Source organism: Cobetia sp. UCD-24C (genome assembly GCF_001306765.1).
In the GTDB taxonomy this organism is placed as follows: Bacteria; Pseudomonadota; Gammaproteobacteria; order Pseudomonadales; family Halomonadaceae; genus Cobetia; species Cobetia amphilecti.
Genome location: NZ_LJTD01000001.1, coordinates 402211 through 413573 on the forward strand (window position 1 = coordinate 402211; position 11363 = coordinate 413573).

Consider the following 11363-nt stretch of genomic DNA (forward strand, 5'->3'; position numbering starts at 1 on the left):
CGGGTGGTGATGCGCTCAACAAAGCGCTCGGCAGCACGCTCGACAATGGGAACATGGCCACTGTCTTGCAAAGGATTGGGGGGATGCGTTTAATGGCGCGGTTCCCGGCGATACGCCACCGCCCTGCCCCCTGCCCCGAGAGTTCTGATGCTATATCCCATCCTTGCAGTCGTCATCGGCCTGATTGGTCTTGTCTGGAGTGCTGATCGCTTCGTCGAAGGAGCCGCGGCCACTGCGTGGCGCGCCGGGATGAGCAAACTGCTGATCGGGATGACGATCGTCTCCGTCGGCACCTCTGCCCCCGAGATCGTCGTCTCCATCATGGCCTCTCTTGATGGCACTCCGGATATCGCGACCGGCAATGCGCTGGGCTCCAACATCGCCAATATCGGCCTGGTGCTCGGCGTCACGGCGTTGATCGCCCCGATCCCGGTGCATTTCGGGCTGGTGCGTCGCGAGCTGCCGCTGCTGCTGGCGGCCACGGCGCTGGGCGGTTATGCGCTGTCCAACAGCGGGCTCGAGCGTCTCGATGGCATCCTGTTGCTGGCCCTGCTGGTCTTCACGCTGGTGTGGCTGTTCAAGGTCGATTCGCCGAGCGAGGCGGAAAGCCAGGATGACGTGCCCGAGATGAGCACCGGACGCGCCATCTTCTGGCTGCTGGTCGGGCTGGCGGTGCTGATCGCCAGCTCGCGTGCGCTGGTGTGGGGGGCGACCGACATCGCCCAGGCACTCGGCGTGCCGGAATTGATCATCGGCCTGACCGTGATCGCCATCGGCACCAGCCTGCCGGAACTGGCCGCCAGCGTGGCCAGCGCCCTCAAGCGCCATCACGACATCGCCATCGGCAACGTCATCGGTTCCAACCTGTTCAACATCCTCGCCGTGCTGCCCGTGCCGGGCCTGCTGGCGCCGGGCCCGGTGGATGGCAGCGCCATCAGCCGCGACTATCCGGTGATGCTGGGGCTGACGCTGCTGCTGGCCGCGCTGCTCATCTGGCAGCGCCGTGGGCGCATCGGTCGCGGCCCAGGTGTTATCCTGCTCGCCTGCTATCTGGCCTACACGGCCTGGCTTGCCATCAGCCTGACTCGCTGACGGCAGCGTCTTCATCATCGTTTGCCACGCCGCCGCGCGGGATGACACGCCCTTCCCGCGCGGCATGAGCCCTGGCCAACCACAGGCAACAATTCGATCATGACCGAGCCTTCCAGCACCCCGCACGCCACCACGCCTGGCACTTCTGCTTCAACTCAGTCTGCCGCCAGCCAGTCCGCCGCCGATGAGACTCCGGCCAGCCAGGCGGATTTTCGCGCCAGCGCCCGTCGCACCTTCGCCATTGAGGAAGCGGCCATCGCCGCGCTCGAAAGCCATCTCGATGACGACTTCGACCGCGCCTGTCAGCTGATGCTGGCGACCAAGGGCCGCGTCATCGTGACCGGCATGGGCAAATCCGGCCATGTCGCCAGCAAGATCGCCGCCACCCTGGCCAGCACCGGCACGCCGGCCTTCTTCGTCCACCCCGGTGAAGCCAGCCATGGCGACCTGGGCATGATCACGCCGGCCGATGTGGTGCTGGCGCTGTCCAACTCCGGAGAGACCGCCGAGGTCACGGCGCTGCTGCCGCTCTTGAAGCGCATGGGCACCCCGCTGGTCTCGATGACCGGCAAGCCCGGCTCGACCCTGGCGCGTGACGCCGAGGCACATCTGGACACCAGCGTCGCCCAGGAAGCCTGCCCGCTGAATCTGGCACCGACCGCCTCGACCACCGCCGCGCTGGTGATGGGCGACGCCCTGGCGGTGGCACTGTTGGAGGCGCGCGGCTTCACTGCCGAGGAATTCGCGCTTTCCCATCCGGGCGGCAGCCTGGGTCGACGCCTGCTGCTACGCGTGCAGGATGTGATGCATCATGGCGACGCCCTGCCGCGCGTGGCGCTCGGCAGCCCGCTGCGCGATGCGCTGCTCGAGATCACGCGTCAGGGCATGGGCTTCACCTGCGTGATCGATGATGACGACCACCTGGTCGGCGTCTATACCGATGGTGACCTGCGCCGCACCCTCGACCAGCACGGCGATCTGCGCGCGCTGAAGGTCGATGATGTCATGACCCGTGGCGGCAAGACCGTGCGCGCCAGCATGCTGGCCGCCGAAGCGGTGCGCATCATGGAAGAAAACCGCATCAGCGTTCTGGTAGTCTGTGACGAGGATGAGCACCCCATCGGAGCCATCCATATGCACGGCCTGCTGGCCAGCGGCGTGATCTGAACTCCCGCGGGCGTTCGCTGTCTCTGTTCGACGGCAGATCGTCCCGGCAGCAGACGCTACCGCTCAACGCCTATCAGCGCCGTTCACAGGACAGCGTCAAGCATGCACGGAGTGCGAGGAGAAAGACCATGAGCGACACGAATTCCCTGAGCGAAGAATATCCGCAGGACATCATCGACCGCGCACGCCGCGTGCGTCTGCTGGCGCTGGATGTCGATGGCGTGCTCACCGACAACCGCCTGCACTACGATGCCAACGGTGTCGAGACCAAGTCCTTCCATGTCCAGGATGGCCATGGCCTCAAGCTGGTGCTGCGCAGTGGCGTTCGCGTCGCGCTGATCACCGGCCGCAGCTCGCCGATGGTCGAGCGTCGCGCCAAGGAACTGGGCATTCAGGATGTCATCCAGGGCCGTGAAGACAAGCTGGTCGCGTTGACCGACCTGTGCCGCGAGCACGGGATCGAGCTGGAAGAAGTCGCCTATTGTGGCGATGACCTGCCGGACCGCGAGGCCATTCGTCGTGTCGGTCTCGGCGTCAGCGTGCCCAACGCCATGGCCTACGTGATGAGCGAGGCCAACTGGGTCACCTCACGCCAGGGCGGCGATGGCGCTGTGCGCGAGCTCTGTGATCTGCTGCTCAAGGCACAGGGCCACTGGGCCTCGGTGCTGGATACCTACCTGCAGGAGTCGCGTCCCTGATGTTACGTCTGCCCCGCCCTTCTCCGCGCCTCTGGCTGATGCTGCTGTTGCTGCTCGTCGGTGGCGTGCTGGCGCTGATCGAGCAGCGCAACAGCCTGGAATCGACCGTCAACGTCGAGGTCGACAGCAGTGAGCCGGATTACTATCTCGACGGGGCAGACATGACACGCTTCGATGCGCGCGGCGTGGCGATCCAGTCCATGACCTCGCCGCATATCGAGCACACGCCAGGCGATGACGTGACCCGGGCGCAGACCCCGAAGATTCGCACCAACGACAGTGAAGACCGCCGCTGGTATGCCACGGGTGACAGTGGCGTGTTGAGCGCCGGCGGCGACACCTTCACCCTCGAGGGCAATGCCAGACTGCGCCAGCCCGATGACCGCTGGACCCTCGATACCGATGTCCTGCACTACAGCCGTGATCAGAATCGCGCCTGGAGTGACGTGCCGGTCGTGATCACCCAGAATGGCCAGCATGTCGAAAGCGACAGCTTCAGCGCCGACCTCTCCCGGGACTCCGCCGTGCTGCAGGGCCGTGTTCGCAGCGTCCTGCAACCCGGCACGGGCCAGAGCGAGGCCAGCAAGGAGGCCGAGCGCATCGACTCGGGCGCCGACAGCACCACCTCCGATGATGGGCGCGTCAACAGCACCTTCGAGGCAGCGCCTGCCAGCGGTGAATGAACCCGCCGGGCTGGCCGTCACGCCATGACCCGCGCCGCACCACCTTCTTCTCTGCCGCTCGATGGCATCATTGCTCGGGCGGCGACCCCGTCATGCCAAGGAGCCACCATGACTTCCACGACTCGCAAGCCCTTGACGGCCTGTCGCCAGACCCTCAACAGCGGTGTCATGGCGCTCTGCCTGGCACTGGGCATGTCCACCTTCGCCCCGGCCGCCATGGCGCTGGACAGCGATGCCAGCCAGCCGATCAACATCGCCGCGGATGCCCTGTCGCTCGATGACAAGGCCGGTACCGCCACCTACACCGGCCAGGTGGAGATGCGCCAGGGCAGCATGAAACTCGATGCCAGCCGCGTCGATATCAGCCGCGCCGGCAGCGGCGAGATCTCGCTGGTCAAGGCCACCGGCAAGCGTGCCTACCTGGAACAGCAACCCGCACCCGACGAGAAGCTGGTCAAGGGCTGGGCCGACACCATCCGCTACCATGCACTTGAGCGCCGCGTGGAGCTGGTCGGCAACGCGCGTCTCGAGAAAGGCGATGACACCTTCGAAGGCGGCTACGTGGAGTACTTCCTCGACAAGCGCCAGGTGAACGCCAACAACAGCAAGACGGCACAGCAGACCGAAGGCGGTCGCGTGCACATGACTCTGTCGCCGCGCGGCGCCAATGCCAGCAAGGAAAACTGAGTCATGACTGCTGCTACTCCGCGTACGCTGAGCGTTCGCCATCTGGCCAAGGCCTACAAGGGCCGCAAGGTGGTCAAGGACATCTCGCTGGAGATCCGCCAGGGCGACATCGTCGGCCTGCTGGGCCCCAACGGCGCCGGCAAGACGACCTCGTTCTACATGATCGTCGGGCTGGTGCGCGCCGATGCCGGCAACGTCTCCATCGATGACAAGGACCTCTCCGCTGCCGCCATGCATCAGCGTGCACGCGCCGGCATCGGCTATCTGCCGCAGGAAGCGTCGATCTTCCGCAAGCTGTCGGTGGCCGACAACATCATGGCGATTTTGGAAACCCGCAAGGACCTGGATCGCAATGGCCGCAAGGCACGCCTTGAAGAGTTGCTCGAGGAATTCAGCATCACGCACATCCGCGCCAGCGCCGGCATGAGCCTGTCCGGCGGTGAGCGTCGTCGGGTCGAGATCGCCCGTGCACTGGCCACCGAGCCGGACTTCGTGCTGCTCGATGAGCCCTTTGCCGGCGTCGACCCCATCTCGGTGGGCGAGATCAAGAGCATCGTGCGCCAACTGCGCGATCGTGGCATCGGCGTGCTGATCACCGACCACAACGTGCGCGAGACGCTCGATATCTGTGACACCGCCTATATCGTCGGCGATGGCCAGATCATCGCCCACGGTGATGCGGACTCCATCCTGGCCAACCAGCAGGTGCGCGACGTCTACCTGGGCCACGAGTTCACGCTCTAGGGTCAGCGGCTGCGCTGAGTCCTCGCGAGGCAAAAGCTTCAAAAGCCGCTGCGTGATTTTATCGCGTAGCGGCTTTTTCATGTCTGACATCAGACGCATGCATGACGTCCATACCACCTTGGTGGAAACATGGCATGCAAGTTGCTTGAATATTCACGACAACCACTTGTCAGTGCCCCGAGTCACGGTATAGCGTAGTAAGCACGTTCCTTTGCCGTGAATTGACTGACTCCATGAAACCCACCCTGCAACTCCGCCTCGGCACCTCGCTGACCATGACGCCGCAGCTCCAGCAAGCGATCCAGCTGCTGCAGCTGTCGACGCTCGACCTGCGTCAGGAGATTCAGCAAGCCCTCGAGTCCAACCCCATGTTGGAGCTCGACGAGGACTACGAGTCGCTGGATGTCGTCGAGACACAGGATTCGAGCGAGATCTCCACTGCCGACTCCTCGAGCGAGATTCCCGAGGAATACCCCCTCGACAGTGACTGGTCGGACCTCTACCAGGACCACGCCGGTAGCCTGACCAGCTCCGGCAGTGGCAGCGGGAGCGAAGAAGGGCCGGACTTCGATCGCAATACCAGCGTCGAGAGCCTGCAGGACCACCTGCGCTGGCAGCTGGCGATGACCGACCTCGATGGCCGTGAACGCCAGATGGCGGAGAGCCTGATCGATGCCGTCGACGGTGCTGGCTATCTGAGCCTGTCACTCGACGAGCTAGTCGATGGCCTGCGCGGCCAGGGCCTGCCCGGCCTCAAGGCCTCCGAACTCGAGCAGGTATTGCTGCGTCTGCAGCAGTTCGACCCGACCGGCGTCTTCGCCCGTGATCTGCGCGAATGCCTGCTGCTGCAACTGGCACTGCTGCCGGATGATCTGCCGCTGCTGGCGCAGGCGCGCCGCCTGGTACGTCAATTCCTCGAGGCACTGGGCAACGATGACCGCAAGCTGCTCAAGCGGCGCCTGAGCCTTGACGATGACGAGCTGGATCACGTCATCCGCCTGGTACGTGCGCTCGATCCGCGTCCGGCATCCGCCTGGGGCGAGCCCGCCAGCGATTACGTGATCCCTGATCTGCTGGTGCGCCATACCCGCCATGGCTGGCAGGTCGAGCTCAACCCGGAAGCGCTGCCCAAGCTGCGTATCCAGCCGGAATACGCCGCGCTGATCAAGCGTGCCGACAAGTCCGCCGACAACACCTTCCTCAAGGACAACCTGCAGGAAGCGCGCTGGCTGATGAAGAGCCTGTCATCGCGTAATGACACCCTGCTCAAGGTCGGCCGCGAGATCATGGCGCGCCAGATCGACTTCCTCGAGCAAGGCGAGGAAGGCATGAAGCCGCTGATTCTGGCCAACATCGCCGAAGTGGTCGAGATGCATGAGTCGACCATCTCGCGGGTCACGACCCAGAAGTACATCCACACCCCGCGCGGCGTCTTCGAGCTCAAGTTCTTCTTCTCGAGCCAGGTTGGTGGCAGCGGCAGTGGCGACGCCCACTCAAGCACCGCCATTCGTGCCCGCATCCGCAAGCTGATCGCGGAAGAGCCGGCCCGCAAGCCTCTCTCCGACTCGCGGCTGGTCGATCTGCTCGCCAGCGATGGCATCGAGGTCGCACGCCGTACCGTGGCCAAGTATCGCGAAGCGATGGGCATCCCCTCCTCCAGCGAGCGCAAGCGTCTGGCCTGACGCATCACCTGCGGCTGCCATGCCCTGCTCTCACCTCCACAATGGCAGCCGCCGCCAACCTCAAGCACTGGATTTTTCCGCTCATCAGCCTCTGACTTCGCGGGCAGCGGTATGCCTGTCGCGCGCTCTGTCATGCCGTCAACCGCTCGCCAATTGCCCGTCATGGCCCATGACGGCGCGCAGAATGATGGTAAAAAACCGCCGTTCCGGCAGCGTCATTTACCGTCAATCGCATGTTTTTAAAGTCACTTTTGCGCGTATTGCACCTGGATGACACCCGGCGAACCTCCCGTAACGCCGCTTGCTCCACGCAATCGAATCGTCTGAAAGGCGACGTACATGCAGGGATTGGCGACGAAAACCCGCCTTCTTGCGCGTCTTTCACGCACCACCCACCAGACGTGCCCTTGAAGTCCACTCCGTTACCCCTCACTGAGTTGAAGACAAGCACTGAGCCACGATGCAGCGCAGCGTTGATCTTTGCGCAAAGCTTGGGCATTGTCGGTACAGACGCTCACGACATCTGACGCCACTGGCAAGGGTGCGAAAACATCGCCAGACGGTGGCCGTCAAGCCTGTTGCAGAGCGTCCGATCAGGGTTTGCTCGTAGTCAAAAAGGGTTACAATTGAATGGCAACCCGCTGGATAAAGGAGCGTGTCCATGCAAGTGAATATCACCGGGCATCATGTGGAACTTACCGATCCTCTCCGCGATTACGTCAACGAGAAGCTCGCTCGCCTCGAACGGCATTACGACAACATCACCAATGTTCAGGTGACACTGTCGATCGAGAAGGAGCGCCAGCAGGCTGCCTGCACCTTGCACGCGGCAGGCGCTGACCTCCACGCCCTGGCAGAAGACCCCAACATGTACGCTGCCATCGACGCGCTCGCCGACAAGCTGGATCGCCAGCTGGTCAAACACAAGGAAAAGTCCCAGGCTCGCTCTCAGGGCACCGGGACCCGTTGACCTTCAGCCATGACACTTGATCAGATCCTTCCCCCCGAGCGCACGCTTTACGGTGTCCCCGGGGGGAGCAAGAAGCGGGTGCTTGAATTCTTCAGCACCTTCATCGCACAGAACATTCCCAGCCTGGATAGCCAGGAAGTCTTCTCGCGCCTGATCGGGCGCGAGAGACTGGGGTCGACCGGCATTGGCCACGGTGTGGCCGTGCCCCATGCACGCAGCCCGCATTGCAAGACGCCAATCGCTGCGTTTCTGAAGCTCGGTGAACCCATCGACTTCGATGCCATCGACGGAGAACCCATCGATCTGCTGTTCGTGCTGCTGGTGCCTGAGGAAGCGGATGAGACCCATCTGACGCTGCTCGGACAGGTCGCGGAATTGCTCAATTCCCCGACCAATCGCTCGGCCCTGCGCCAGGCAGACAGCCAGCGTGCACTCTTTGAGGCATTGACCCAAGCCATCGCCGAATTACCGGCGCGCTGAATGACAGGCCCGGACATCGTCCGGGCTTTCGTCTTGCTGGCCTCCCATCGGCCGACGTGCAGCGCACTGATAGCGGGCAGCCTTCTGCCCCACCCCTGCATTCTTTCGACGTTGACCTCGCCCTTGGAGAGCACTTCATGAAGATCGTGATCATCAGCGGCCGCTCCGGCTCCGGGAAATCCATCGCTCTCCAAGCGCTGGAAGACATTGGCTACTATGCCATCGACAATCTGCCCGGCATGCTGCTGGCGCCACTGGTCGATCAGCTCGAAAAGGACAGCCCGGCGCGTCGGCGCATCGCGGTCTCCATCGATGCCCGCAACCTGCCGGAAGCCTTGACCCGCTTCCCCGAATTGCTCGACAACGTCCGCCAGAGCGGCATGGACGTGCAGGTCGTCTACCTGACCACCGATTCGCGAGTGCTGCTGGAACGCTACTCGGCGACCCGTCGTCGTCACCCTCTGACGCGCGACAACGACCACACCCTAGCCGAGGCCATCGAGATCGAGCAGAAGACGCTCGCTCCCATTCGCCAGAAGGCCGATCTGGTCATCGACTCGACCAACCTGAGCGTGCACGACCTGCGCTCGCGGATCACCGAGCAGGTCGCCCAGCACAGCTCCCGCCACCTGACGCTGACCTTTGAATCCTTCGGCTTCAAGCATGGCGTGCCGACCGACGCCGACATGGTGTTCGATGCCCGCTGCCTGCCCAACCCGTACTGGGACATCAATCTGCGCGGCGATACCGGTCGCGACGACAGCGTGGCCGAATTCCTGCAGCGCTACCCCACCGTGCAGGCGATGCATGACGATATCGCCGGCTGGCTGGAACGCTGGCTGCCCGCCTATCAGGACAGCAACCGCAGCTACCTGACAGTGTCCGTGGGCTGCACCGGCGGCCAGCATCGCAGCGTCTACCTGTGCGAGCAGCTGGCAAGCTACTTTGCCGAGCGCCTGCCTGAGGTGCGCCTGCGTCACCGCGAGCTGGGCATTCATACCGCGCTGAGCAACGCGGGTGAGACGATTGGTCAGCAACAAGAGCATCAGCAAGAGCATCAGCAGGAGCATCGCGATGGCCTCTCGTGAGCTGACGCTGACCAACCGCCGCGGACTGCACGCCCGCGCAGCCACCAAGCTGGTCAATTGCTGTGCGCCCTATTGCGCGACGGTGATGGTCAGCCATGGCGAGCGACGGGCCAATGCGGCCAATGTGATGGCATTGCTGATGCTGGCCGCGCCCTGCGGCACCACGTTGCTGATCGATGTCGAGGGCGAACAGGCTGATGAGGCGATGCTGGCCATCGAGGCGCTGTTCGAAGCGCGTTTCGAGGAAGACGAATAACCGCTACTGACAGTGCTGTACATTTGCGCTGTGCGCTCAGCCTTCCTTCCTCAGCCAGCTCGCTTCTGGGTCAACTATCTTTTCGGCCCGCTCGCTTATCGGCCAGCCCCCTCTGGCGGCCCCTGGCGACACCATTAACTGCTCGCGCAGGATGCCTAGCGCCTGATCTTGCACCTGTCCTTGCGCCTACCCTTATATCTTTCCCTGCACCTATCCTTGCGCCTGGCAGCCATGCAACGCTGCTTTTGTGCCAATGGCGGGACGCGGATTGTCCTTTCGATAAGAAACACTGTTTTCTTTTGTCGACGCGCCCCCCTACGCCAATGGTAGAATCAGCGCTGTCCTTCATGTCGACAGGGGAAGCCGACAGATGAGCAAGACGTCTCGTAAACTCAAGCCAAGACTTGATCGCCTGTCACAGGCGCTGGAAAGCGGCGAGCTGGAACAGGCAAGACGCATGCTCAATCGCGGCCTCGCGCCAGTGGACGTGGCCCACCTGCTGGAATCCTCGCCCCCCAAGGAGCGTAATCTGCTCTGGGAGCTGGTCGATGCCGAGCTGCAGGGTGATGTCCTTCAGTACCTAGGCGAAGACATCCAGACCGACTTCCTCAAGGACATGGACGCCGTCGACGTTCTCGCCGCCACCGAGAACCTGGAACCGGATGATGTCGCCGACATTCTTCAGCGCCTGCCGAATGCGGTGATTCTCGAAGTGCTCGACTCCATGGAGGCGCAGGAGCGCCTGCGCGTCGAAACGGTACTATCCTTCCCGGAGGACACCGCCGGCGGCCTGATGAACACGGACACCATCACCATCCGTCCGGACATCACCCTGGACGTGGTGCTGCGCTACATTCGCCGCCACGAGCGCCTGCCCGACTCCACCGATACCCTGCTGGTCGTCTCACGTCGCGATGAATTCATCGGTGCCCTGCCCATCAATCGCCTGCTGGTCTCGGACCCCGGCGTCACGGTGCGCGAAGTGATGGACACCGACAGCGTGGTGATTCCAGCCCTGATGCCGGAAACCGAAGTCGCCTCGCTGTTCGAGAAGCACGACCTGATCTCGGCGCCCGTGGTCGGCGGCGATGGCAACCTGCTGGGCCGTATCACCATCGATGACGTGGTCGACGTCATCCGTGGCGACGCCGAGCACCAGGTGATGTCGATGGCGGGGATGGATGAGGACGAAGACACCTTCTCTCCCGTGATGCGGACCTCGTGGCGCCGCGCCGTCTGGCTCGGCATCAACCTGCTGACCGCCTTCATGGCCTCCGCCGTGATCGGCATGTTCGAAGGCACCATCCAGAAGATCACCGCGCTGGCCGTACTGATGCCCATCGTCGCCAGCATGGGCGGCATCGCGGGCTCTCAGGCACTCACCGTCCTGATTCGCGGTATCGCGCTGGGGCACGTCAAGAGCGGCAATGTCCGCTGGCTACTCAAGCGCGAGGTCATTGTCGCGGGGCTCAACGGCCTGTTATGGGCCGTGGTGGTAGCCGGCATCGCCATCGTGTGGTTCGGGGATGTCCAGCTGGGGGCCATCATCGGCGCCGCGATCATGATCAATCTGTTGATCGCCGCCGTGACGGGCACGCTGTTGCCGGTGCTGCTCAAGAAGCTCAATATCGACCCTGCCCTCTCCGGCAGCGTGATATTGACCACCGTGACCGACGTGATCGGCTTCATGGCCTTCCTGGGGCTGGCAACCTGGCTCTACCTGTAATCCCCCCCGACGGGTTCCAGTGACTGCTTTAGAAACAACACGGCCGCTCCCTTGGGAGCGGCCGTGTTGTTTCTCGCCTGTCATACGATC

12 protein-coding genes are annotated in these 11363 nt (G+C 63.5%); all 12 read left to right on the forward strand.

All coding sequences use genetic code 11. The annotated features are described in order from the left end of the window. The first annotated feature begins 147 nt into the window (after positions 1–147). Positions 148–1092, forward strand: a complete 945-nt coding sequence (locus tag AOG28_RS01715) for a calcium/sodium antiporter (RefSeq protein ID WP_043332549.1) — start codon at positions 148–150, stop codon at positions 1090–1092. A 99-nt stretch (positions 1093–1191) separates the two neighbouring features. Continuing rightward, complete coding sequence (locus AOG28_RS01720) at positions 1192–2259, forward strand: KpsF/GutQ family sugar-phosphate isomerase (RefSeq protein ID WP_082388136.1); 1068 nt, start codon at positions 1192–1194, stop codon at positions 2257–2259. Between the two features lie 128 nt (positions 2260–2387). Continuing rightward, complete coding sequence (locus tag AOG28_RS01725) at positions 2388–2957, forward strand: KdsC family phosphatase (protein WP_052384400.1); 570 nt, start codon at positions 2388–2390, stop codon at positions 2955–2957. Next, on the forward strand, positions 2957–3640 hold the full coding sequence (gene lptC / locus AOG28_RS01730) for an LPS export ABC transporter periplasmic protein LptC (RefSeq protein WP_054555103.1): 684 nt from the start codon (positions 2957–2959) through the stop codon (positions 3638–3640). The genes AOG28_RS01725 and lptC overlap by 1 nt, the downstream gene beginning before the upstream one ends. A 108-nt stretch (positions 3641–3748) precedes the next feature. Continuing rightward, positions 3749–4327: a lipopolysaccharide transport periplasmic protein LptA gene (lptA, locus tag AOG28_RS01735; protein WP_235506910.1), complete on the forward strand. Its 579-nt coding sequence runs from the start codon at positions 3749–3751 to the stop codon at positions 4325–4327. Positions 4328–4330: 3 nt separating this feature from the next. Next, the gene (gene lptB, locus AOG28_RS01740) at positions 4331–5071 is read left to right on the forward strand and encodes an LPS export ABC transporter ATP-binding protein (protein WP_054555104.1); all 741 of its coding nucleotides are present in this window, start codon (positions 4331–4333) and stop codon (positions 5069–5071) included. Positions 5072–5304: 233 nt separating this feature from the next. Next, the gene (locus AOG28_RS01745) at positions 5305–6753 is read left to right on the forward strand and encodes an RNA polymerase factor sigma-54 (protein ID WP_054555105.1); all 1449 of its coding nucleotides are present in this window, start codon (positions 5305–5307) and stop codon (positions 6751–6753) included. 661 nt (positions 6754–7414) lie between these two features. Further along, on the forward strand, positions 7415–7723 hold the full coding sequence (hpf, locus tag AOG28_RS01750) for a ribosome hibernation-promoting factor, HPF/YfiA family (RefSeq protein ID WP_043332555.1): 309 nt from the start codon (positions 7415–7417) through the stop codon (positions 7721–7723). Between the two features lie 9 nt (positions 7724–7732). Continuing rightward, positions 7733–8203, forward strand: a complete 471-nt coding sequence (locus AOG28_RS01755; RefSeq protein ID WP_043332557.1) for a PTS sugar transporter subunit IIA — start codon at positions 7733–7735, stop codon at positions 8201–8203. Positions 8204–8340: 137 nt separating this feature from the next. Next, entirely contained in the window at positions 8341–9291 is a 951-nt protein-coding gene (gene rapZ / locus AOG28_RS01760) for an RNase adapter RapZ (RefSeq protein ID WP_082388137.1), read from the forward strand. Then, the gene (locus AOG28_RS01765; protein ID WP_043332560.1) at positions 9278–9547 is read left to right on the forward strand and encodes an HPr family phosphocarrier protein; all 270 of its coding nucleotides are present in this window, start codon (positions 9278–9280) and stop codon (positions 9545–9547) included. Before rapZ ends, AOG28_RS01765 begins: the two co-directional genes overlap by 14 nt. A gap of 370 nt (positions 9548–9917) precedes the next feature. Beyond that, positions 9918–11273, forward strand: coding sequence for a magnesium transporter (mgtE, locus tag AOG28_RS01770; protein WP_043332561.1), 1356 nt, complete (start codon positions 9918–9920; stop codon positions 11271–11273). Positions 11274–11363 lie beyond the last annotated feature (90 nt).

Excerpts from the sequence above, each read along its gene's own strand:
- AOG28_RS01765 (WP_043332560.1), top strand. The coding sequence starts at position 9,278 with ATGGCCTCTCGTGAGCTGACGCTGACCAACCGCCGCGGACTGCACGCC.
- AOG28_RS01745 (WP_054555105.1), top strand. The coding sequence starts at position 5,305 with ATGAAACCCACCCTGCAACTCCGCCTCGGCACCTCGCTGACCATGACG.
- lptA (WP_235506910.1), top strand. The coding sequence starts at position 3,749 with ATGACTTCCACGACTCGCAAGCCCTTGACGGCCTGTCGCCAGACCCTC.
- mgtE (WP_043332561.1), top strand. The coding sequence starts at position 9,918 with ATGAGCAAGACGTCTCGTAAACTCAAGCCAAGACTTGATCGCCTGTCA.
- AOG28_RS01720 (WP_082388136.1), top strand. The coding sequence starts at position 1,192 with ATGACCGAGCCTTCCAGCACCCCGCACGCCACCACGCCTGGCACTTCT.
- AOG28_RS01715 (WP_043332549.1), top strand. The coding sequence starts at position 148 with ATGCTATATCCCATCCTTGCAGTCGTCATCGGCCTGATTGGTCTTGTC.
- lptB (WP_054555104.1), top strand. The coding sequence starts at position 4,331 with ATGACTGCTGCTACTCCGCGTACGCTGAGCGTTCGCCATCTGGCCAAG.
- hpf (WP_043332555.1), top strand. The coding sequence starts at position 7,415 with ATGCAAGTGAATATCACCGGGCATCATGTGGAACTTACCGATCCTCTC.
- rapZ (WP_082388137.1), top strand. The coding sequence starts at position 8,341 with ATGAAGATCGTGATCATCAGCGGCCGCTCCGGCTCCGGGAAATCCATC.
- lptC (WP_054555103.1), top strand. The coding sequence starts at position 2,957 with ATGTTACGTCTGCCCCGCCCTTCTCCGCGCCTCTGGCTGATGCTGCTG.
- AOG28_RS01755 (WP_043332557.1), top strand. The coding sequence starts at position 7,733 with ATGACACTTGATCAGATCCTTCCCCCCGAGCGCACGCTTTACGGTGTC.
- AOG28_RS01725 (WP_052384400.1), top strand. The coding sequence starts at position 2,388 with ATGAGCGACACGAATTCCCTGAGCGAAGAATATCCGCAGGACATCATC.